The organism is Deltaproteobacteria bacterium, from assembly GCA_020845895.1.
Classification (GTDB): Bacteria; Lernaellota; Lernaellaia; order JACKCT01; family JACKCT01; genus JADLEX01.
In genome coordinates, this window is sequence record JADLEX010000092.1 from 1 (window position 1) to 22,895 (window position 22,895).

Below are 22,895 nucleotides of genomic sequence, written 5' to 3' on the forward strand. Positions count from 1 at the left end.
CGACCGGCTGGGGCTTCCCCGGTTGGCCGCGTGACCTCAACTTTCCGAACCGCCGGATGCGGACCCGCTTGTCCGGTGGTGTGGCAGGGGAACTCCGAGGCTATTCCTCGGAGCCCCTATGCCGATTCGACTCACGACGAATCGCAGGGCGCGATTCATCGCATCCGGCCGGGGGACCACGTCATCGGGGCGAATGCGTTTGGCGGGCGCGCCGCGAATCGCCATGTCGCGGATCGCCTCGGCAACCTCTCCCTACGTCTCGCAACGCACGTCGCGCATCAAACCCGGCAGCACGCGCTGGTCGATCATCAGCACGGCGCCGTCCTTCCACTCGATCATCCGAACGGTCATGGCAAGCTCCGATCCGGTGAGTGCATTGATCAGGAAATCCGCCGGTTCGAAACCGCGACTGCCGTAAAATTGAGCGTTGATCCCAAAATGGGAGCGTGGTATCGTCATGTCATGCGCGTGATCGCCCGAAAGGCCCTGTCGGATTTCTGGAAGCGGCCCGGATGCGCGGACGCGGAAGGACCGCTGAGGGCCTGGTTTCGCGAGGTTCGCATCCGGGACTGGAACGGGCCCGCGGATGTGAAAGCGATCTTCCGCAGCGCGAGTTTTCTCGCGGAGAATCGAGTGGTGTTCAATATCGGCGGAAACAAGTACCGACTCGTCGTCGCCGTTCACTACGCCGCGCGAATCGTCTTCATCCGGTTCGTCGGAACGCACGCCGAATACGACCGGATCGACGCGAAGGAGATCTGAAATGGACGTCAAACCCATCCGCACCGAACGGGACCATCGCCGCGCCGTGCGTCGAATCGCCGAACTCATGTCCGCCCGGCCGCGCACACCGGAATTCGACGAACTGGAGGTGCTCGGCACGCTGGTGGATGCGTGGGAATCGCGCCATCACGCGATTGACCCTCCCGATCCGATCGATGCCATCCGATTCCGGATGGAGCAGATGGGGCTCGCGCGCAAGGATCTCGAAGCCTTTATCGGTTCGCGCGCCCGCGTTTCCGAAGTTCTGTCGCGTCGGCGTCCGTTGAGCCTTTCCATGATCCGCCGGCTTCACCGGGGCCTGGGAATTCCCGCCGAAGTCCTGATCGCGGACTAAGATATTTATCTTCGTCTTCCGCGCCGTAGGGGTGCGAATCATCTCATCCGGTCGGGAACCACGCCGTCGGGGCGCGAATCATCGCGTTCGTCCGGCTCGCCGACGTCACGAACGATTCGCGTGACAAAGCCCATGTTTAACCCGGCATGTTCGGTTTATGATCGTATTATTTGTGAATTTCGCGCCGCTTTGACCTAAGACGTCCGCAAAAACGGCTCGGCCGCCTCGCCGCGCGCGCGCCGGGTCTTTTCGATGTGCAGCCAGATCACGTTGACTGCGGCGGGGGTTACGCCGTTGGTGCGTTGCACCTGGCCGAGCGTCTCGGGCCGGATGCGCCGGAGTTTTTCGCGGATCTCGTGCGACAGGCCGCCGACCGCGTCGAAGTCGAATCCTTCGGGGATACGCACGCGATCCGACGACAGAAGCCGCTCGGCCTCCTCGGTCTGGCGACGCAGGTAGCCGCGATAGGCGATCTGCGTTTCGACCTCCGAGATTACATCAGCCGGCAAATCCGGGCGATCGGAATCGAGCGCGGCCGTGCCGGCGTATCCAAGCTCGGGTCGCGTGACGAGCCCGGCCAGCTTCGCGGGTTTCTTGAGCGCCGCGGACCCGGCCGCCGCGAGCGCCGCGTTCACCGCATCCGAGGGCGTCAGCGCCGTCGCGTCGAGGCGGGCAATTTCGGTCTCGATCCGTTCGCGTCGGGCGAGAAACCGCTCCCAGCGGGCTTCGGACACGAGGCCGACCTCGCGGCCGATCGGCGTCAGGCGCAGGTCCGCGTTGTCCTCGCGCAGCAGTAGCCGGTACTCGGCGCGGCTGGTGAACATGCGGTAAGGCTCGGTAACTCCACGGGAAATCAGATCATCGATCAACACGCCGATATACGCCTGATCGCGCCCGAGGATCACCGGCGCCTCGCCGCGGATCATGCGCACGGCGTTGATTCCGGCGACGAGACCCTGCGCGGCGGCTTCCTCGTAACCCGACGTGCCGTTGATCTGCCCGGCGAAAAACAATCCGTCCACCTCGGGCAGCTCCAGCGTGTGGCGCAAAACGCTCGGGTCGATGAAGTCGTATTCGATGGCGTAGCCCGGACGCGTGATCTCGACGCGCTCGAGGCCGGGCACCGTTCGCAGGAACGCGAGCTGCACGTCGTAGGGCAGACTGGTGGACATGCCGTTGGGGTAGTACTCGTCTCCGACGCGCGTCGTGGGTTCCAGAAAGATCTGGTGACGTTCCTTGTCCGCGAAACGCACCACCTTGTCCTCGATGGACGGGCAGTAGCGCGGCCCAACGCCCCGAATCTTGCCGCCGTAAAGGGGCGAGCGACCGATGTTGTCACGGATGACGGTGTGCGTGGCGTCGTTGGTCCAGGTGATGTGGCAGGGAACCTGCTCGGTGTCGATCCGGTCGTTCAGGAACGAAAACGGCAGCGGCGTTTCGTCGCCGGGCTGGTCTTCGAGACGCGAAAAGTCGATGGTGCGCGCGGCGAGGCGGGCCGGGGTGCCGGTCTTGAGCCGACCCATCGGCAGGCGCAGGTCCTCGCGCAGGAACCGGGCGAGCTCGTTCGAAGGCGGATCGCCGAATCGCCCCGCGCCGTAGGTCGACTCGCCGATGAACACGCGCCCGGCCAGAAACGTGCCGGTGGTCAGGACGACCGCGCGGGCGCGATACGTCACGCCGAATCGGCCGACAATGCCGCGGACCGCGCCGCCCTCGACGATGAGCGCCTCCGCCGTGTCCTGCTTCAGGTCAAGGTTCGGCGTGTTGAGCAGGACGCGCTTCATGCGTCGGACGTAGGCGGCCATGTCGGACTGGCAACGGCGGCTGCGGACCGCGGGACCCTTGGCGGTGTTGAGACGGCGGAATTGGATGCCGGTTTCGTCGGCCGCGAGGCCCATTTCACCGCCGAGGGCGTCGATTTCGCGCACGAGGTGGCCCTTGGCAAGCCCGCCGATGGCCGGGTTACAGCTCATCTGCGCGGTGCGGTCGAGGTCGATGGTGACGAGGAGCGTGCGCGCGCCCATCCGCGCCCCCGCGAGGGCGGCCTCGATGCCGGCATGTCCTGCGCCGACGACGATGAGTTCGTATTCGAGGGTCAGCAACACGCGCTCCCAACCGAGGATGATGCAACCGCGTCCACGCGGCCCCCGACTCGGCCCAAGTCAGGTCATGTGGCACAGCCGCCCTCGGCTGTGCGGTATTCCGGAAGCGCGGGGATTACCACGTTTCCGGGTTCGGGGGAACGAGCGGCATCATGGCGGGAGGTCCGAGAGATCCGGACCACGGGGGGCGGCGTTCAGGCGGATTGTTTCACGTGAAACAATGAGGAGGGGTCCGGGGGGCTATTTCTTACGCCGCCCGCGCGGAGTCTCACGTGGACTTTTCGGGGGCACTGTTTCACGTGAAACAGGCGCTCCGCCCTTGGCGTTCGGAATGGAAACCGCTCCGGTCGGCGTTTCGACGGGATTCACCGGGCGCGCGGGCGGCTTCATCCGGAATAAAGGAAGGTGCCCGACCGGCAGTTCCATTCGCGTGCAGGTGGAATGCGCCAATTCGCGCCAATACGGATAGACATTGAAGGGCACGTTGCGGCTCTCGAAATCGCGGCACTCGGCGTCATCCACTTCATAACCGGGCGGATATTGATAAAGCGCGCGATACGTCGCCGAGAGAAAGAAGTCGGAATCCTCGATCTGTTCGCCGCCTTCAGCGGCCTGCGTCGCGCCATTTGACCGGCTATGCAAACAGAACCGAATCGTGGCCGACAAACGCGGCGCTCCCGCGACCAGTTCCGATGTCGTGTGCGTGGTCATGTTCAGCAGAGGCGCCTCGTCCGGCAAACCGTCCGCACGCCAGCGTGTCCCGGCACGCAGATCGACCAACTGAATGTCGACCAACTCGACAATCGCCCACAGCGGGACATGCGGCGACGGCGCGTCCGCTCTCTTTTCCTCCGCGTCCCGACTTCGCGCGCTTCGTCCCTTCACGCCATATTCTCCGCGACCGCTTCCACGGCTAATTCGTCGGTTGCGCCTTCGATGGCGATTCGAATCGGAAGCCGGGCGCCGCGACCCCAGTTTTTCAGTTCGATCACATTCTCGGTCTCCGCAGCGGGGGCGTATTCGGCGGAGCGAACCTCGCGAAGCCGGAAAACGGGTTCCGCCCCCAGTGCGTGCGCCACGTCGGCGATGGTCTTGAGCTTCATGTCCCGACCGGCAATGTCGCGCCCGCTCAGGAGTTGACTGACCGCCGATCGGCTGACCCCGAGCCGGCTCGCCAGATCAACTTGCTTGATCCCTCGTTCATCCATCCAATCGCTGATCTTCTCCAGAACGTCGATCAGCAGTCCTTCCTGAACGAAAAGCTTCGTAAATTCGGGGTTCTGCAAACGTCGCTCAAGTTCCGTCTTCATCGCTGACTCTCCAAGATTTCCAGCCACTCGCGCATCACGCGCCGAGCCCGGTCGATGACCTCGGGCGGCAGGTCATCTCTCTTCTTCGTGCAACCATTCGTCAACAAAAACGATCGCCGCCCGTCCGGCAGGTTTCCGAAAAACCCCAAAACCCGCCGTTGGAATGCTTTGAATTCGAAAATATTTCCCTCAACCTTGCGAAAATGCTCGCGATTTGAGATCGATCCTGTTTCCGCCAACCGCGAGAAAAGTCTCATCAGCTTGACCAGATCGGCCCGATGGTTGGGTTCGCGTTCCAGTTCAATCAGGTATTCGCGCGCCGCGGCTTCGCCGCAATGGCCTGCGGCGTGCGCCACCACCAGACAGCGTCCCAGACATTCAATGATCGGCTCGATCCTTCGCTGCAATGTTAAGTCCCGGCTAAACGAAAGTCAAGCGACAAATCGCGCCCGTTCACAACCGCCCGATCGCGAGGACGAAGCCGACCTTGACGAGCAGCGGTCGGCTGACTTCGAGGTCATAGCGACCCGACGGAGACGGAAAGTCGTGGCGCGCCGGGAAGGGCCAGTAATCCACGCGGGTCTCGAACCCGATCACGCCGCTCGAAATCTCCCACACCGACCCGAAGCCCAGGCCGACCAGGCCTGTCATGAGTTTCGAGTCGCCGATCTCGTCACCCGCGTTTTCGTAGTCCGCGGCCAGGCGCATCGTCTCCCACGTCACCGCCACGTCGCCCAGAATGTAGGGATGCCAGTCGAGATCGCCGAAATAACGCACGTATCCCGTGCGGATCGTGAAGTTGGACAGGGTAAACGTCGCATCGGCGTCCTCGACCACGCCCCCATCGTCCACGGCGAGCGTCATCTCGCCGCCCGTCGCTTCGTATCCCGCGCCGAACTCGACACCGTTCAACCCCCACGTCGGAATCAGCGTGATGAGGGCCGACCAACCGGGAATGTTCGCGCTGACGTTCGACTCCTGCACGTCAACGCCCTCGGTCTGCGCGTCGGCGGTGGTCTCGAACGCAGGCAAGGCGGTCAGGCCGAGCGTGAGTTGCATGAACCCCGTGACCGACTGCGCCATCGGCCCGCCCTGCCGGGGCATTCGGGCGACCTGCGCCGCGGCGGGCGAAACCGACACGGCCCCCCAAACGCCGATCAGCACGACCAGCATCAGAATCGCCGTCGTTTTTCCCGAGATTTGACGCAAACTTCCCCCTCGCGCCGTCCGGACCGCTTCGAGTTACGATCCGCGCGACGCCAAGCTCATTCTAAGGTGTATCCGGGTGAATTGTCGAGGGAAAAATCCAGCCGGCAAGAGGCTGTGCGGCGATGGATGAGGTCGGTGGCGAAAATTCGACTTTCGGTTTATGATCGTTAAATGATCTAAGGTTGTCGGTCGTTGGTTTTTGGCTATTGGGTGTTGGGCGCCGGCTTTTGGTTGTTGGTCAGGCGCGTTCATGTCGAGTGGCCCGGCCGCCGGACTTCGCGAGGCTTCGTCGGACAAGCCCTCGGCCGGGTCCACAACGAAACCGATGTCAGCGATGGCGCCCGCGCTACACGACCAGATGTGGGCGAGGGTGCCGGTTCCACGCTTGTTGGAAATGGGCGGAAATCGGCCCGCGCCCTGTGGATGTCGTTCGCAACCTATTGATATTCCAGTGAAATTTTCCTCTTGAACGACGCGAAAGGTTTCCGGTAGTATGACGGGCGAAACGGGGGTGGGGGCCTTGCGCGTTTTACGCGTCGTTTCCGTGGCTCTTCTTGTGCTCGCGATGGCTGCCGCCCGCGTGTATGTCGGTGGCGTGCGCGAAAACGCCAAGGCGCGCGAGTCGCTGGCCGCTGGCGACATCACCGAAGCCATCACCGCGTACGACCGTTCCCTCCACTGGTATCTGCCCGGCAGCCCCACCGTGCGCGAAGCCGCGGCGAGCCTGATCGATATCGCGCACACGAGCGAATACGAAAGAGACCTCGACACGGCCCTGCGCGCGTGGCGTGTCCTGCGTTCGGGGTTTTACGCCGCGACTTGGCTGACCGTGCCCGGCCAGAAGATCATCGCGCAGTGCGACAACGAGATCTCCCGCCTCGTCGGTCTGACCGCCGAGGCCGCGCGACCCGGGAGCGGACCCGAGGCGCAGATGCGCGAGCTCGCCATCCTCAAGTCGCCGGTCGGACCCAAGCCCGCGTGGTCGTCGCTCGCGGTCCTCGCCTTCTTCGGCTGGATCGCCTCGGTCGTCGGGTTCATCTTCCGTGCCTTCGGCCCCACCGACGAATTCTTCCGCCGACCCGCCGTGTTGTGGGGGTTCCTCTTCGTCACCAGCTACGCGCTCTGGATGATCTCGCTCGCGCGGGCGTGAACCCGCTATCCCCCTCGCTCCCCGTCTTGATCTTTCGCGCGGACTCGTTCACACCCGAAAGTCCATGACGACTGAACCCGGCGAGGACGCGAGGATTCCCTCACCCACGGCCCCTCTCCCGCCCGAAGGGAGAGGGGAGGCCGAAGGACGGGGTGAGGGGCCGCGCGAGCCCGGCCGCCTCGCCGTCGCGATCGGGCTGCTCGTCGCGGGGTGCGTGGTGGCGTCGGTGCCGATCCCGATGCCGCACAACCTGCTGCGGCCCATCCATTTCTACCACATCGATTTCGTTCCGCTCGAATGCCTGATCGATCAGGCCATGAACCTATGGAAGAACACCGGGATGATGTGGGGCTACGTCCCGCAGTACCTCGCCGGTTACGCCGATCCATTCCCGTGGAACAGCAACGTCGCCCTCCACCTCATCGCGATCCTGTTTCCGCGCGTCGCTCCCTGGCAGCTCCTCTACTACATGGTCGTCATCACGGCTTTCGCGGTGCCGACGTGCGTGTATCTGGGCATGCGCGAGTTCGGCGTGCCGCGCCGGGCCGCGCTGTTCGGCCTGTTCTTTTCGCTCGTCGGTTTTTGCTGCGGTTTCGGCATCTTTTTTCTCGTCGTCGGCATGATCATCGCCGTGCTCGTGGCGGGGGTGTGCGTGTACGCCTTCGGCGTCTTCGCCAACTGGCTCGCGGGCGACCGATGGATTCGACCGGCGCTGCTGATCCTTCCCCTCGCGCCGGTGATCCACAAGACCGCCGTCTTCATCCTGATGGGCCCGTGCCTGATCTCGGTGCTCGTCTATCGCCGCGAGCTGCTGGCCGACCGGCGCAAGATCGCCGTGCTCGCGGGGCTCATCGGCCTCGCCCTCGCGGCCAACTGGTTCTGGATCGGACCTTATTTCGACTATAGGGACATTCTCGATTTCTCTTTCAATCGTTTTTTTCACGGCCTCGAGTTTCTTCTTCAGTTCGAAACCGCCTGGCCGTGGATCATCGCGCTCATCCTGTTGCTCTACCGGCTGCTCCTGTGGAGCTTCGGCGTCGCCGGAGCGGTCCACTCCATCCGCACGCGCGCGCCTTATCGCCGCAACGCGATCGTCATTTCGCTTTCGCTGGCTTACATGATCGGCCTCATCGCCTCGGGGGATTATTTCCCCGGGCTGCACTCCGCGCGATACGAGATCAACCTGCTGCTCTTCGTCTCCGTCCTTTGCGCCATGGCGATGGAAGCCCAGCGCGCTTGGCCCGATTGGCGCCTCGCCTCGCGCCTCAAACGCGCTGCCGCGCTGATGATCCCGTTCGTGGCGTGGTACGGTTGGATGGGTTCATACCGCGCGTTCATGCAGATGAAATGGCGAACCGAGACGCCGCCCATCGCTTTTTTAATGAAGGAGATGAACACACTCCCACTTGCGGAGATGCGCCGCGCCGCCCTGTACATCAAGCGCCATTCACGCGGCGAGGGTCGCGCATTCCTCGAACACTCGATGCACACGAACAACCTGCACTATCGCTTTCACAACGACAGCGGACGCCCGCTCATCAACGGCCCTTTCGATGGCGTTTTTTTCAAACAAAACGACATCAATTTTCAGTTCAACCTTTTGCTTCGTCCCGGCTTTTCCAAGTACTGCGAGCAATTCCGCCTGCCGGTCGAGCTTCGTTACCAACTACAGGACTTCGAGCGCATCGCCGAAACCTTCAACGTGCGTTGGTTTGTCGTGACCGAACCGCAGCGGCTCAAGGAACTGGTCAAGCTCACCAAGGGTCGAGTGGTCGACCACGGCGAGTTCGGCCGCTTCGGCGTCTTCGAATACACGCAACCCGGCGGATGGTTCCTGCGCGGCTCGGGCGATCTCACGTACGACTTCGGCTACCTGTCGCTGAAAAACGTCAAACCCGATCCGACAACCGGCGACATCGTGCTCAAGTGGCACTCGTTCGTCGATCTGAAAACGTCGGACGGACGCGTCGTCGACTCGTTCACGAACGACGACGTGCGCGCGGGTTTCATCCGCATCGAAAATCCCGGGAGCGAGTTCACGATCGGTTTGGAGCGGTGAGCGACCCTCACCCCCGACCCCTCTCCCGCCCGGCGGGAGAGGGGTGGCGAGCGAAGCGAGACGGGGTGAGGGCTGTTCGCAACCCTGTCCGCAAGTGCGTGGATGCGCCTGTCCGCACCCTGTGGAAAAAAAATTGTCCCCTTTTGCGCCCGATTCTTCCCCTTTTTTGCGGACAGCCTTGTCCACGCAACTAGCGCCGTGCCCTCGCGCACTTGCGCGAGCTATCCCCGGACTTCACAGGCTTTACGACTGCGACGAAGTTTCTTATAAATAAAGCCCCTATTCGCCTTCGGAACCCGAAAACGGAGTCGCGCCCATGGAGTTCGTCATCGCCAAGGACGAGTTCATTCACGGCTTGTCCCGCGTTCAGAGCGTCATTGAGAAGCGCACCACGCTGCCGATTCTGGCGAATGCGCTGCTCGAGACCAAGGGCGATGCCCTGCGGATCACGGCCACCGATCTCGAGGTCGGCGTGAAGGGCCTTCACGAAGCGAAGGTCCTGGACGCCGGCTCCATCACGATCAACGCCAAGAAGCTCTTCGAGATCGTGCGCGAGCTTCCCGCCGGCGAGGTCGCCGTCAAGGTTGCGGCGAACAACTCGGTGGAGATCACAAGCGGGCGATCGCGCTTTCGCATCCTCGGTCTTCCCGACGAGGAGTACCCGATCCTGCCCGACTACGAAAACGAAAAGTTCGAGGAGATCCCCGCGTCGGCGATCGCGGACATGTTCGAGATGGTTTCGCACGCGGTGGGCGCCGATGAAACGCGGCCGTATCTCAACGGCGTTTTTCTCGAAACCGGCACGTTGGGCGACAAGTCGACGCTGCGCGCCGTGGCCACCGACGGTCATCGTCTCGCGATGTGCGAAAAAGAATTGCCCGAGGGCTGCGGCCTCTCCGTCAAACCCGGCGTCATCGTGCCGCGCAAAGCCGTCGCCGAACTGCGCAAGCTCGTCGAGGGCGAGGACGGCAACATCCTCATCAAGGTCTCCGAACGCAACGTCATCGTCCGCAAGGGCGCGGTGCTCTACATCATCCGATTGATCGAGGGAAACTTCCCCGATTTTTCCTCGGTGATTCCCAAAAACAATCAGCGCGTGGTGACCTGCGCGCGCGACGACCTGCACGCCGCGCTGCGCCGCGTGGCCATCATGGCCGAGGAACTCGGGCGCGGGGTGCGTTTTTCGCTCGCGAAAAAACTGCTCGAGGTCTCGTGCGACAATCCCAATCTCGGCGAAGCCAAGGAAGAGCTGACGGTCGGCTACGACGGTGAGGAATTCCAGATCGGATTCAACGCGCGATATTTCCTGGACGCGCTGGCGATCATCAAGGACGAGGACGCGAGCCTGTCGTTCTCGGATCAGCACTCGCCGGTGCTGCTGCGCGCGCCGTCGGAGGCGGGCTATCAGGAAGTCATCATGCCGATGCGGCTGTAGCCGAGGAATGTGGAATTTGGAATGAAGAATGGGGAAAACCCCGGCATGGCGCCTGCGAAGTGAGAGGCAATCCAAAGTTGCCGACGTCGGATAACCCGAAGCAAAAGGAAACTTCTCCGCGAGACATCCAGACTCGATCGTTCGATTTCGCGCTGCGGATCGTGACTTTGTATCGTTATCTGCAGACAACAGGCGGAGTCGCTCGTTCACTCTCCACGCAAATTCTCCGTTCGGGAACGTCGATTGGCGCAAATCTGGAAGAGGCTTGCGCTGGTCAAAGCAAAGCCGACTTCATATCCAAGTGCGCGATCTCGCTCAAGGAAGCCCGAGAGACACACTATTGGCTGAGACTATTGGCGGCGTCTTCCGCTGCGCCGGCCGATCGATTGGGACCGTTAACGCAGGAAGCCGACGAATTGATCGCGATTCTGACTACGATCGTTCGTAACGCCTCTTCGTCGAAAAATCGCGAGTCAAAGAGCTGATCGCCACGTGCAGATCTTCACCATTTTTCGGAACTCTCCATTCCTCTTTTCGGAACTCTCCATTCCTCATTCTTCATTCGCCATTCCCTCACCGGGCGAACGGAGCTTGTCAGAACCCAAATGAATGTTGGGTGCCGACGCCGATTCCTCACGCCACGTCGGATTCGGCCTTGGCCTCGTCGAGTGCATTACGCACGGCGTGCGTGAGTTGCTCATTCGTGAACGGCTTGGCGACCACGGGGATCTCGCCCTCGGTGATGCCGTAGGTCTCGATGGTGTCTTTCGTATAACCTGTCATCAGCACGACCGGCAGGCCCGGCCGCACCATGCGGGCGCGGGCGGCGAGTTCCTTGCCGTTCATGTGCGGCATCACCACGTCGGACAGGATCATGTCGATGTCGTTCTTACGCGCGCGCAACAGGTTGAGCGCTTCCTGCCCGTTCGAGGCTTCGATCACGCGGTAGCCGCGCTGCGTGAGGATCAGGCATTCAAGCTTGCGCAGCGCGTCTTCATCCTCGACGACGAGGATCGTCTCGGTTCCGCCCGGCAGGCCGGACAGCGACGCCATCTCCATGCGTTCCTCGATCTCGCTGCCCGCGCGCGGGAAGTAGATGCGGAACGTGGTGCCGACGCCGGGGGCGGACTCGACCTCGATGTGCCCGCGGTTCTGCTGCACGATACCGTACACGGTGGACAGGCCGAGGCCCGTGCCCTTGCCGACCGGCTTGGTGGTGAAGAACGGCTCGAAGATGCGCTTGCGCGTTTCTTCGTCCATGCCCGTGCCGGTGTCGGCGACCTCGATGACCACGTAGTCGCCCGCCGCCACGCCGAGGTGGTGACGCAGGTACTCCTCGTCGAGCGTCGCGTTGAACGTGCACACGCGCACCGCGCCACCGCCGGGCATGGCGTCGCGCGCGTTGACGAGCAGGTTGACGAGGACCTGTTCGATCTGGCCCGGATCGGCCTTGACGTTGGCGAGGTCGTCCGAGGGGGAGATGTCGATGGCGACATCCTCGCCGATGATGCGCGCGAGCATCTTGTGCGCGTCGGCGATGATGGAGTTGAAGTTCAGCACGCGGGGCTGGATCTCCTGCCGCCGGCTGAACGCGAGGAGCTGGCGCGTGAGATTGGCGGCGCGGTTGGCGGCCTTCATGACCTCGGTGGCGTAGCCGCGGCCGACGTGCTCGTCGTCAAAGGCGTCACGGGCCATGGTCGCATAGCCCAGGATGCCCGTGAGCAGGTTGTTGAAGTCGTGCGCCACGCCGCCGGCGAGTCGGCCCATGGCCTCCATCTTCTGCGCCTGCAGGAGCTGTTTTTCGAACCGGTCGCGGTCGGCCTCGGCGCGGCGGCGCTCGTCGATCTCCGTCTGGAGCTGCCGGTTGATGCTCTCCAGCCCGTTGATGTAGGCGCGGGCGTCTTCTTCCTTGCGCAGGTACATCTTCTGCGTGAACCAGACGAGGCCCACGAAGGGGATGGTGACCATGAATCCCAGCGGGCCGCCGGCGCGGTCGAGGATGATGATGAGCGTCGCGATCGACCCCGAGGCGAGGAAACCCACTCCCGTGGGCAGGAAGTTTTTCACCCAGAAGGGGATGTAGCGGTCGCCGGTGACGAAACAGATTCCCGCGGCCACCGACGCCGTGTTCACGATGTAATAAACGCCGACCATCACGAGGATTGGGACGACGTAGCCCGAGCTCTCGAGCCGCGCGGCCAGCGGGAGAATCTGGTCGAAAGCCAGGAACGCCGCGAAGACCGCGAGCCCGCCCGAGGCCATATTGAACGGCGCCTTGAACAGCCGCCCGGTCTTGCCGCCGCGCAACGAGAGCAGCAGCTTGCCCGTCATGTCGGCGATCAGGGCGGGCCACAGGCCGAACAGGATCAGGATCGAGAAGACGAACGCCGTGTCCACCGAGAAGTGGACGTTGGTGTATGGAATCTTGACGACGAAGAGCGCCGTGACGAGGGCGAAGCCGAAGTAGATGAACAGAGCGACGTTGGGCTCGTGGCGCAGGGGATACGCAAGGGCGGCGACGGTGGCCGCCGCGCCCGCCGCCACGAGCAGGACGATGTAGATGCGTGCGCCGATGCGCAGGGAGGCGAAATCGCGCGCGTCCTCGACGATCGCGTGCCGGGCCCGGCGCAGCCCGTTCATGGGGCGGCGCAGGATCGTCCGCACGGACCGCCGGCGGTCCCCGGGCAATCTCGGCGGCGGATCCGGCAGTTTGTCGGCGATCTCGGCGCGCACCAATCCCCCCGAAAACACGACTCCCACATCGTTTATCGGCGAAAACATGAGGGTTCTGGAGCGATATCGAGTCTCAAAATCCGCAGCGTGAGCAATGTCATCTTTCGGCGATAATCCGTCAAAGACGAAATGCCGGTCGGCTGGGACGAAAACTGAGCCCGAGTTGGCGAAAAGCCGTGGAGTTCCCGTGTGTTAGGAGATCGTGCCCTTGCCGTTTTCGCCCACGCCGTCCATGGCTTTCTTCCATGCCCGCACCGCGAAGCGGCCGATCCACGTAACGAACGCCACGGTCAGCAGGAATCCGCCGACGAACACCGCCGTCTGCGCGGGGGGGCGAGCACGGCCCGTCGCGGCTTCGGTCAACGACGTGAGCAGGCTTCCGGTGTAAACGATCAGGATCAGCACCGGGATCATGCCGATGCAGGTCGCGGCGACGTAATCGCGAAACCGCACCTTCGTAAGCCCGAAAAAATAGTTGAGCAGGATATACGGCAGCACCGGCGACAGCCGCGCGAGCAGCACCACCGTGAAACCCTTTTCGCCGACCGCGCGGTCCACGGCGTCAAAGCGAGGATCGTGGGCGACCTTGGCCTTGACCCAGTCGCGGGCGATATAGCGACCGACGAAAAACGCGCACGACGACCCGATGGTGGCCGCGATCGAGACGAGCACGCTGCCCCAGACGACGCCGTAGATGTATCCGCCCGACAGCGAGAGCGCCGAGCCGGGTACCATCAGCACCGATCCGATCACGTAAAGCGCGACGAAGACGACGGCGCCCAGCACGCCCTGCCCGCGGATCCACCCGACGATGTCGGAGAGCCACGTCGCGGCGGGCGTGAGCCAAAAAAGCGCGATGCCGCACCCCAGCGCGAGCGCGGCCACGGCGGCCTTGACCCGGTGATCGCGCAGCGAAAGGGCGTGCATTATGGACACGTCCGATCCGGCGGTGGGATCAAACCTGAAAACCCAAGGATTGTTGCTTTGGACCCGAAGACGGACGGCGTTCGTGAACCAAGCCCAGGTCGGCCAGCAATTCGTCCAGATCAAGAAACTGGAGAATCGACTTTGTGATCGGTCGCTTCGAGTCCCAGAAGATTCTCGCTTCGAGAAACTCCCGCGCGGTCGCGGAGCTCAGCGCTTCGCGTGCGGCGATTGCGTCGTCCTCGTTTGCATAGGGCAGGAAATAGCAGGTGTCGTCCACCATGACGGGTTTGCCGTTTACATTTCCGACGACGGTGAAAGCCAGCTTTTTGTAGAGACCGCAGATTGCGACTTTGAAGGGGGCGAAGCTGTAATCCCCGATTCCGAAGATCGCATAGCGGGGCTGGCGGGCGTAGATGGCGCTTTTTCGTGCGGCCAGAACCGAGTCGTTCGCCGCGAGATAGTTCGCGGTTTTTGGTGCGTTCCGGGCGATGCGCGAGGTGTCGTCGCCGGGATACTGCTGTGTGACCAGCACGGCGCGCCGGGCGTTCGCCTTCCCGTTCGCGAGATCGGACCCCTTCACCAAAGGAAAGAGGTATTCGTCCTCAATATCGACGACCTCGCCCGACCCATTGATCCATGTCCCGTCGCGGCGTTCGAATTCCATCACGCGGGCGCAGTCGTGCTTCACCCCGGATCGCCATTCAGGCCGCGTGTGTCCCTCCAAATGCCGTGTGCGCCGATATGCGGCGACGTCGCTGGCCAGCCGGTTTCCGATGACGCCCATTTCGGAGACGGAGTTCGTGGCGTCGAGCCGGTCGAAGACGGGCCAGACGACCGCATCGGATTCGGCGTCACCGCCGAGACCGGTTTGGTCGGAGTCTAGCCGCATCAGCACGGCATCGACCGCCGCGTCGAAGTGCAGCATGGCATCGATTCGATAGACCGCGCCGTGGACTCGAACGCGGTTGCTCGCCGTGAACTCCAGAACGCGCCTCGCGACGGCGGACTTGCACAGCATCGCCAACGTAAACCGGCGGCCGGCGAGCGCACCGAGCAGTCGGAGAATCATCCACTCCGAAACGTCGAAATTTCCCTTGCCCGTGATGGCGTCGAGGCCGGAGTGCTTCTTGAAGTTGGATTTGATCGGCGCGTTGATAGACCCCAGGACGCCGAGGCCCGCGCTCGTCACCCACGGAGGGTTGCCGACGACGAGGATAGGCTCCGGGAGATTGCGGACCGTAGTTTCCCACGGCCACCGAAAAAAATCCGCCTCGTGGATTTCGCACGGGCGTTCGGCGAGGGCGCGCCGGGACGCCTCGACGTATCCAGGATTGATTTCGTAGCCGTGTAGAGGAATTCCCGGGAACGATTCCGCCGCGGCGAGGAGAAATGAGCCTTGCCCGCAAGTGGGTTCCAGAATGGACGCCGGGCGGACGGTTTGGCAAAACAGAAGGCTGGCGACGGCCCGGGCGAGCTCCAGCGGCGTTTGCCAATCGCCGTATTCGATTCGTTGGGGGTTGCGATTTTCCATCACGAGAGCCTAAGTACCCCTTCGGCCAAACCGGCCTCGGCGATGGCGTGGCCGTACTGAAGTCGCCACTGGAGCGCGTTGGAGATGGTCAGGTAACCCAGTCGCGGCGGCGAATCGAAAATCTCCTTGGCCAGTTCGCGCGCGCCGATGTCGTCCAGAGGAAGGTTTCGATCGCCGAGAAACGCAACGATATCCTCGATATTGGCCGCGTCCGCCACCATCTCGCGCAGGCGGCGCGTCATGGTGTAGTCGCCGTTTGCGTCGGCGTTCACGAAGATCGTGTGTTTGATGTCGAGCCGGGCGGTTCGACGTAGGGCGTCATCGACTTTTTCGTAAACGAAAACGAGCAACGAATAGCCGAGTCCAAAGACCTTTTGCCGGGGTGACTTGAAAGGGCACGAAGACTGCGGCTGGCGAAAGCTGGTGACCTTGATGTCGACGCCGATGTCTGGAAAATCGATCCCCTTCGCCGAGTTGCCTTCGCGAAAAACGTATCGGGTCGCCAGTCGGGCGCGGAATTTCTGCTCCAGATAAGTGCCGACTGCTTTGCCGTCGGTGACGCCATAGAGACTCGGTTCCGCGAGTTCGCTTTCCTCGGCAGCGAAACGCACGGCTTCCGTCCGAATGGCTTCCTCGGTCAGCTCCTGTCGCGCCACCAAAATCCTCCATGCCTCTCAAGAATCGCACGCTATCACGCCGCGCTTCCCGGGTCGATGCGCGGACGCATTCACCGCGAAAGGGCGGGCATCGACCCCTCAGCGCTTCGCGCGGCGCGGTGCGGGCGTCTTACCGGCGGCCACCATGCCGGCCAGCGTTTCCTGGTCGAGCACGGCGGAGATGTTGTCGCGCACGCGCAGCATCAGGTGGCGCAGCCAGCAGGTCTCGTAGGGAAACGGGCAGTCGGGGCACTGATGGGGCTGCGTGCGGCTGGCGCACGCGATGGGCGCGAGCGGGCCGTCCACCGCGCGGATGATGTTGCCGAGCGTCGTCTGCTCGGGCGGCAGGCGCAGCGTGTAGCCGCCGTCCTTGCCGTGCTCGCTGACCAGCAGGCCCTGCTTGCGCAGCGTGGTCAGCACCTGCTCCAGGTACTTGCCGGGGATGTGCTCGCGCTCGGCGAGCTTCGAGGCCGACAGCGGCTGCGTTCCGTAATTCTCGGCCAGATGACGCAGCACCCGCAGCGCGTAAACGCCCTTCTTGGAAAGCTTCATGGCGATATCCTAGTGCGTGACTAGGAGTTAGGCAAGACGCGCCACGGCGCGCCGCGACCCGTTCCGAACGCGCGTTCACCCGGCGAAGGGTGAGAGCCGAAAAAAAAGGAGCGAGCGGTGCGCGTGGCGAGCCTGTTTTGCGGGTGCGGGGGATTCGACCTCGGGGCGCGGGGCGACTTCGTGTTTCTCGGCCGCAGGTACGCCCGCCTCGCGACGCAAAATGTCATCGCCGTCGATGCCGACGCGGCGGCGTGCGCCATCTATCGCCAAAACCTCGGCCCGGTCACGCACGCGCGTGTCGAGGACGTTCGCGACTGGCCCGCCGCCGACCTCTTGATCGCCGGGCCGCCCTGCCAGCCCTTTTCCGCCGCGGGATCGAAACGCGGCCGCGACGACGCGCGTAACGCGCTGCCCGCGCTCGCGAGGGCCATCGACGCGATCCGCCCTCGCGCGGTGCTCGTCGAAAACGTCCCGGGCCTCGTCGAGCGCGCCGCCGGGCGACCGGCGCTGGACGAATTTCTGCACGCCATGCGGGATCTGGGCTACGTCGAGTCGATGCGCGTGATCGACGCGGCGGATTTCGGCGTGCCCCAACACCGGCGGCGGCTGTTCATCGCCCTCGTGCGCGACGCCGAGCCTTTCACGTTTCCCGCGCCCACGCACGGCCCCGGCACCGCGCGGTCGCATGTCACGGTGCGCGAGGCGATTGCGGATCTCCACGCGCCGTTTCACATGGGCGGACATCGCCGACTGCGCGAGGGCGAGCGCGTGCATCCGAAATTCGGCGCGTCGGCCCGGCGCGTGATTGCCGACGAACCCTTCCCCACGATCAAGGCCGCGGACTCCGCCGCGCCACGGCTCATCCATCCGTGGTTCGACCGCCCGCTCACGATGGCCGAGCTGCTGCGCGCGCAGTCGTTTCCCGACGAATTCATCGTCCCGCGCCGCACCGCCGCGATCGGCAACGCGGTCCCGCCCGTGCTGGCGTGGCACTTGGTGCGGGCGCTTGTGCGATTTGTCAGCAGCATTGCCAAGAGAACGGGTGAAGAGGCAAGATTGAGTTAAGTGTGAACGGTAAAGGAGAGCGTTGCGATGTGTCGCGCCGGTCGAGAGCCAACTCGCGTCTTTGCGATCATTCTTGCTCTCACCATCTCTTTTATTTCCTGCACGTCCGACTCCGACGACGACGATTCGGATTCCGTGGGCGAGGACGATTTCGATTTCGATGACGATGCGGATGACGATGGCGGGGACAACGACGGCGCGGTCGACGACGATGACGACACCGGCAACGACGATGTAGACGATGATCTCGACGACGATGTCGATATCGACATCGAAGGGTCATGGGAAGAGGACACGTGGCCCGACGCCGAGACAGGGTTGACGTGGCAGACGACGAACATCGGTCCCGCGCTCGGATGGGAAGACGCAAAAAGCCTTTGCGAAGCACTGGAACTCGGCGGGTTCGACGATTGGCGGCTTCCGGGCATCAGCGAGTTGCGGACGATCATCAGAGGTTGTGCCGAAACGGAAACCGGGGGCGACTGCTTGGTCACGGACGAGTGCCACGTTTCGGACTGTGACTCGGGGGACACTTGCGACGGCGACGACATCATGGAAGGACCGACTCAGGGCTGCTACTGGCCTAGCGAACTGAGCGGCAGATGCACGTGGTACTGGTCGGACACGGCGCTCACGGAAGACGGTTGGTTCACGTGGTACGTTTCGTTTTCCAACGCCGAAATCGCGGCGGAGATGTGGGATAACGTCTACCTTTATGTCCGCTGCGTGCGTGGATAGCCGAAACACGGGCGCGGCTCGCACGACACATCCCACTCTTCCGAATAAGATTCTAAATCTTCTATTTTTCCTCATGCCGTACCTTTCGTAATGGCTGACCACCGGCTCGGCCGACGGGTCGCGGACGGCCAGCGGACTTGCTCGGTCCGAACAGGAATGCGAAAATAATCAAATATATCTGATAGTTACGCACCATTACCGGACGTGAGCCCTCCGGGTTTCCGCCCCCGCCCCTCACTCGCGACGTCTTGGCACGCTCCTCGCACAATCTCCCGTCGGACCACGGATGAGTCCACCTTGTTTTACGAATTGTATGAGGACGGAACGATGGGACGCAGCATGCACCGAACCAAATCGCGGGCGATCCTGACGATCGCGCTCGCGCTCACCCTATTGGGCTTGACCGGATGCGGAGAACTCGAAAAGGCGATCGAGGAACTGGCCACGCAGGACGTGGACTTCTACCAGGGCTTCTATGACGGCGCGCCGCAACGCGTGCCGCGCAACATCGAGATCGCCGACCAGTCCGTCGCGCCGAACACCGGCCCCCTCGAAGTCAGCATCAACGCGACGGACGAGCTGAGCGAAAACCTCGCGGCGGCCGACGCCGGCCTCGAAGAGGTCGTGTTCGGTCTCGCGGGCAAGGTGCAGAACACCGAGGGCGGTTCGGGACGCCTGTACGTCTTCTTCGCGCCCACCTCGACGCCCGGCGAGAACGAAGCGGTCGAGATCGCGTCGCTGCCGCTGGCCGCTTATCAGGAAGTCGAATTCGCGGACAGCGCGGGCTTCGACCAGAGCGCGACCGAGATCGAGGCGAATATCGCCGACTACTTCGCGGCGAACATCGGCGAGCCCGAGTACCACGTGTTCCTGTACGCCGAAGGGCTCGGCGGCATCCTTGCCAAGGATCTGCGTCTGACGGCGACCCCCGCCTTCGCCAAGACGCGCGTGATCCCCGCGTCGCTCATCACCGGGTACTCCAAGGACAGCGTCGGCGAGATCGTCTCCGTCGGCGTCACCGGCTCGTTCGAAAACCTCGGCACGCAGCCCGCACGGTTCACGTGGTGCGTCGGCGAGATGGGCGACGTGATGGACGTGAACACGAACGCACTGATCGACGTGACGCTCGCCCCCGGCGAGAAGATCGACACGACCGCGGCCCTCAAAGACGGCGCGCTCAAGACCCTGAAGGGTCACATGGAGCGCCTGGTGAAGGGCGCGAACATCTCCGGCAGCCTCTTCGTGGTGTCGGACGAGATCGTGAACATCGACGTGCGGGACTTCCGCGTAGAGGTCGAGGCCGAGGTGAGCGTCTACTGACAAGGCCACACGGGCCGCGAGAGCGGTCCTTCACCGGCCGCGAAAGCGGTCGGCGCACGCAAGCCCCCTCCATCCCCGCCCGGCGAGAGCCGGGCTCTTTTTTTTTGTTCGTTGGTCCATCGGTCATTGGCCGGGCTTATGCGTGAGCGTGAAATACGCGGTCATTTCTCGCGTTATTGGGGCCTTGCGCAGCTCGGTCATAGTCCAAAATCTGCCGGAAACTAAGAACTAATCCGGCAAATCCGCGCCTTACGCCACAGAGTGACCGTCAAGAACTAACTGGTCATGGAATAGTTATTCTGACTTGTATTTTTCAATCACCGAGCCTAGACTCATCCTTGGTCGATTCGCGTCCCGTTCGGGATGCCGGTCGGGTGCATGCCATGACAATCGGGGATGGGCTCCAAATGAAGTCGAGAATCCGACGCGCGACGTGCGCTGCCGTTTTCGCCTGCGTGCTGATGGCGAACGCGGCATTCGCGGGGCAGGGTTCGCAGGACTGGGACACTCCCACCGGCGACGCGCCGGATCGCCCGGTCAACTTGACGCATCGAGGCGAGTTCGGCGCGAACATCTCGTGTAGAATGTGGAAGGATTGCGAGCAGGGCTACCGGGTCTTCCTCCTGCGAACCGTGGACGAACCTCGACCGGTCCCTTGGTCGAAGATCGAAAAGGCCGTGCGAAGTACATGGACGGGAAGCGCGGAGGTCCTCACCGCGCCGCTTCCTGAAGCCGAGCTTCGCGACCACCTGCTCGACGCGCTCAACATTCGCGAACTCGTCGAGGGTCTCGACGCGCGCGCCCACGTCGCCACCTATGTTCAAAGCCGGCGCAACAAGTTTTTTGTCGAGTATCGCCTGTTCATCTCCGGTCCGCTGATCGGCACTTTCGAGGCTCTGCTGCTCGTTCCGCACGGTGCGGGTCCATTTCCCGCCATCGTCGCGGCGCACGGTCATGGCGACAACGCCAAGGCGTTTCGCGATTTCTACTACGGCTCGTACTACGCACGGCGTGGTTACGTCGTGATGATCCCCACGTTTCGCGTGGACGACGCCGACGAGCATGAAGACGAGATGTCGCGGGCCTTTTTGCGGAAGGGATTCGCGCTCGCGGACATGCGGATCTACGAGACGCTCGTGTGCCGTAAGCTGCTGCGTTCGCTGCCGATCGTGGACGCGGATCACATCGGACTGATCGGTCACTCGGGCGGCAGCGCCAACGGCAACGTGACGATCCGCATCGAGCCGGGCTTCGCCGCTTATGTCTCGGATCACATGCACACGTGGAACGGGAACCCGAGCGATCCGTATTACGACGGAGTCGTCCCGGCGCTGTATCCGTATCACGGGCTCATCAACGACTTCTCCACGTCGTCGGTGCCGGTGCTGCGCGTACCATACGGATTCCCCGACGGCCCGGCGGGCATCGTGGAATTCTTCGACGAGCACCTCAAAAACTGAATCGACACGCGCACGGGTTTCGCCGGTCGATGGTTCCGGGCCGTCATGGGAGAATGACCATGACGCCGTTGCCTAAATCCACTTTGTTCATCGTATCCCAGTGTCGTATGCGTCGCTGGAGAGACTCGCCGGCCTGCTCGACGAATTCCTCGTCGAGCGACTCGCCGGGAAACCTGACGTTGTCGAGGGTCTCCCGGAGGTAAGCCCGCAGCAGAAACTCCCGGTCCGATCGCAGGCGGTCCCAGTCTCCGTAGGGTCCGGAGATGAAGAGGACGGCGTCCAATTCCTCGCCCGGATCCCCTGAATTCGGCAACGCCGCGTAATGAACGTCGAGGGGAAACGCCGTCGCCGCGCGCAGCCAGAACCGCGCCGCGCCCGCGCCGTCGCCCTCGCTCATCAGCAACCCGAGACGCACGGGATCTGGACGATTTTCCCGGTTTTCGAGGAAGCGGAAAAACCGATCGAGGCGGGGCCGCAGGGCGCTCGTGCCGACTCGATCGATGGGGAGGACGACAGGCCGGACTCGATTCTCGTAAAGATCGACGTTCGCCTCCATCCGTTGTTGATGAAACGGAATGAACAGGGCCAGAACGTATTGGACGGCCAGCGCCAAGACCATCACGAGCGGAACGAGATTTCGACGACGAACGGGTGCGTCGCGCAGGAAAACGGCCAACGCCGCCGCCGCGACGATGGGCATCAGCGCCGACGGCATCAGGATGTACCAGGGCATCTTCTTGGGGATGAGCGAAACGACGGCGAGCGCGAGGATCGGGGCCGCCGCCCATGGCCGCGCCGCGGGTTTCCCGCGCCGCGCGAGGATCGACCACGCGAGCAACGTCCCGAAGATCGCCACGCCGACCGGATGCAGCAGGTTGTACCAAAGGTCCTTCACATAATCGAACAGCCCGCTGAAAGAACCGGTCGCGGTTGCGTTCGGGGTCACAGCGTCGGCGTAGTGCCCGAAAAGGCGCGTCCACCGGCCCGGGGGGAACCACTCCCACACGACCGAGGCGCAAAGCACGACCAGCAACGCGCCGTGACCCGCCAGGCGAAGGCCCGCGACGCGCCGCGTGCGGGTGAGGTCGATCACGAGCAAGAGTCCCACGGCTCCCCCGGCGCCCAGGGCGCAGAAGCGGCCGGTGGCGTACTGTTCGACGGCCAGGACGAGATGCACGACCGGCGCGAGCAACACGAGCGAGATTGCGTCGGCCTTGCGGTGATATCGCTCGAGCGCCAGAGCGAGGATGAGGAACGCCGCGATCGCGATCGCCCACGGCGAAAAAATCCGCGCGAAGCCGTAGATCCCGGGGGTGAGAGCCGCCGCGGCCATCGCCAGCCAACCGCCCATGGGATCGCCGCCCGCGAGTCGTCGGCCGAGCGCAAAGGCGAGCAGGATCGACGCGAGCGTCGCCAGCATCGGCGCGGCCATCGCCGATGCGAGCGACGGACCGAAGAAGCGTGCGAACGACGCCGCGATCGTGAAAGCCGGTCTGTATTCCTGGCCGTGGGCGGGCGCGGCCGCCCCCCC

The 22,895-nt window shown here is 63.4% G+C and carries 21 protein-coding genes; 10 read left to right on the plus strand and 11 right to left on the minus strand.

Annotation, left to right across the window (positions count from 1 at the left end):
* The first annotated feature begins 462 nt into the window (after positions 1-462).
* Both IT350_12035 and IT350_12040 read left to right on the plus strand, forming a co-directional pair.
* Positions 463-762: a type II toxin-antitoxin system HigB family toxin gene (locus tag IT350_12035; GenBank protein ID MCC6158772.1), complete on the plus strand. Its 300-nt coding sequence runs from the start codon at positions 463-465 to the stop codon at positions 760-762.
* A gap of 1 nt (position 763) precedes the next feature.
* Entirely contained in the window at positions 764-1,117 is a 354-nt protein-coding gene (locus IT350_12040; protein ID MCC6158773.1) for a DNA-binding protein, read from the plus strand.
* 194 nt (positions 1,118-1,311) lie between these two features.
* Here IT350_12040 and mnmG read toward each other — a convergent pair whose 3' ends face one another.
* The 5 genes from mnmG to IT350_12065 all read right to left on the minus strand — a co-directional run bounded on the left by mnmG (position 1,312) and on the right by IT350_12065 (position 5,738).
* Positions 1,312-3,219: a tRNA uridine-5-carboxymethylaminomethyl(34) synthesis enzyme MnmG gene (gene mnmG / locus IT350_12045; GenBank protein ID MCC6158774.1), complete on the minus strand. Its 1,908-nt coding sequence runs from the start codon at positions 3,217-3,219 to the stop codon at positions 1,312-1,314.
* A 240-nt stretch (positions 3,220-3,459) separates the two neighbouring features.
* A complete protein-coding gene (locus tag IT350_12050; GenBank protein ID MCC6158775.1) occupies positions 3,460-4,104 on the minus strand; it encodes a hypothetical protein in 645 nt (214 codons plus the stop codon).
* Positions 4,101-4,556, minus strand: coding sequence for a helix-turn-helix transcriptional regulator (locus IT350_12055; protein MCC6158776.1), 456 nt, complete (start codon positions 4,554-4,556; stop codon positions 4,101-4,103). The genes IT350_12050 and IT350_12055 overlap by 4 nt, the downstream gene beginning before the upstream one ends.
* A complete protein-coding gene (locus IT350_12060; GenBank protein ID MCC6158777.1) occupies positions 4,526-4,936 on the minus strand; it encodes a type II toxin-antitoxin system RelE/ParE family toxin in 411 nt (136 codons plus the stop codon). Before IT350_12060 ends, IT350_12055 begins: the two co-directional genes overlap by 31 nt.
* A 46-nt stretch (positions 4,937-4,982) precedes the next feature.
* Positions 4,983-5,738 carry a hypothetical protein gene (locus IT350_12065; protein ID MCC6158778.1) on the minus strand — a complete coding sequence of 252 codons (756 nt, stop codon included), beginning with the start codon at positions 5,736-5,738 and terminating at the stop codon, positions 4,983-4,985.
* A 544-nt stretch (positions 5,739-6,282) separates the two neighbouring features.
* Here IT350_12065 and IT350_12070 point away from each other — a divergent pair.
* From IT350_12070 to IT350_12085, 4 genes are all read left to right on the plus strand, one after another.
* A complete protein-coding gene (locus IT350_12070; GenBank protein ID MCC6158779.1) occupies positions 6,283-6,888 on the plus strand; it encodes a hypothetical protein in 606 nt (201 codons plus the stop codon).
* A gap of 64 nt (positions 6,889-6,952) precedes the next feature.
* Positions 6,953-8,947: a hypothetical protein gene (locus IT350_12075; protein ID MCC6158780.1), complete on the plus strand. Its 1,995-nt coding sequence runs from the start codon at positions 6,953-6,955 to the stop codon at positions 8,945-8,947.
* A gap of 316 nt (positions 8,948-9,263) precedes the next feature.
* Positions 9,264-10,382 carry a DNA polymerase III subunit beta gene (gene dnaN / locus IT350_12080; GenBank protein ID MCC6158781.1) on the plus strand — a complete coding sequence of 373 codons (1,119 nt, stop codon included), beginning with the start codon at positions 9,264-9,266 and terminating at the stop codon, positions 10,380-10,382.
* 77 nt (positions 10,383-10,459) lie between these two features.
* A complete protein-coding gene (locus tag IT350_12085; GenBank protein MCC6158782.1) occupies positions 10,460-10,867 on the plus strand; it encodes a four helix bundle protein in 408 nt (135 codons plus the stop codon).
* A 148-nt stretch (positions 10,868-11,015) separates the two neighbouring features.
* On the opposite strand, the gene IT350_12090 is transcribed toward IT350_12085, so the two are convergent.
* From IT350_12090 to IT350_12110, 5 genes are all read right to left on the minus strand, one after another.
* A complete protein-coding gene (locus IT350_12090) occupies positions 11,016-13,115 on the minus strand; it encodes a response regulator (GenBank protein ID MCC6158783.1) in 2,100 nt (699 codons plus the stop codon).
* Between the two features lie 192 nt (positions 13,116-13,307).
* Entirely contained in the window at positions 13,308-14,051 is a 744-nt protein-coding gene (locus IT350_12095) for a TVP38/TMEM64 family protein (protein MCC6158784.1), read from the minus strand.
* A 19-nt stretch (positions 14,052-14,070) separates the two neighbouring features.
* Positions 14,071-15,231 carry an SAM-dependent methyltransferase gene (locus IT350_12100; GenBank protein MCC6158785.1) on the minus strand — a complete coding sequence of 387 codons (1,161 nt, stop codon included), beginning with the start codon at positions 15,229-15,231 and terminating at the stop codon, positions 14,071-14,073.
* A 341-nt stretch (positions 15,232-15,572) separates the two neighbouring features.
* Complete coding sequence (locus IT350_12105; protein ID MCC6158786.1) at positions 15,573-16,229, minus strand: restriction endonuclease; 657 nt, start codon at positions 16,227-16,229, stop codon at positions 15,573-15,575.
* 99 nt (positions 16,230-16,328) lie between these two features.
* Complete coding sequence (locus tag IT350_12110; GenBank protein ID MCC6158787.1) at positions 16,329-16,781, minus strand: Rrf2 family transcriptional regulator; 453 nt, start codon at positions 16,779-16,781, stop codon at positions 16,329-16,331.
* A gap of 117 nt (positions 16,782-16,898) precedes the next feature.
* On the opposite strand from IT350_12110, the gene IT350_12115 reads away from it, so the two are divergent.
* The 4 genes from IT350_12115 (at position 16,899) to IT350_12130 (ending at position 21,364) form a co-directional block, all read left to right on the plus strand.
* Positions 16,899-17,846: a DNA cytosine methyltransferase gene (locus tag IT350_12115; GenBank protein MCC6158788.1), complete on the plus strand. Its 948-nt coding sequence runs from the start codon at positions 16,899-16,901 to the stop codon at positions 17,844-17,846.
* Positions 17,847-17,873: 27 nt separating this feature from the next.
* Positions 17,874-18,584 (plus strand): DUF1566 domain-containing protein, encoded by a 711-nt coding sequence (locus IT350_12120; protein ID MCC6158789.1) that lies wholly within the window; start codon positions 17,874-17,876, stop codon positions 18,582-18,584.
* A 297-nt stretch (positions 18,585-18,881) separates the two neighbouring features.
* Entirely contained in the window at positions 18,882-19,904 is a 1,023-nt protein-coding gene (locus IT350_12125; GenBank protein ID MCC6158790.1) for a hypothetical protein, read from the plus strand.
* A gap of 407 nt (positions 19,905-20,311) precedes the next feature.
* Positions 20,312-21,364, plus strand: coding sequence for a hypothetical protein (locus IT350_12130; protein ID MCC6158791.1), 1,053 nt, complete (start codon positions 20,312-20,314; stop codon positions 21,362-21,364).
* Positions 21,365-21,407: 43 nt separating this feature from the next.
* On the opposite strand, the gene IT350_12135 is transcribed toward IT350_12130, so the two are convergent.
* Positions 21,408-22,895 (minus strand): hypothetical protein (locus IT350_12135; protein MCC6158792.1); only part of this gene is annotated, 1,488 nt, incomplete at its 5' end.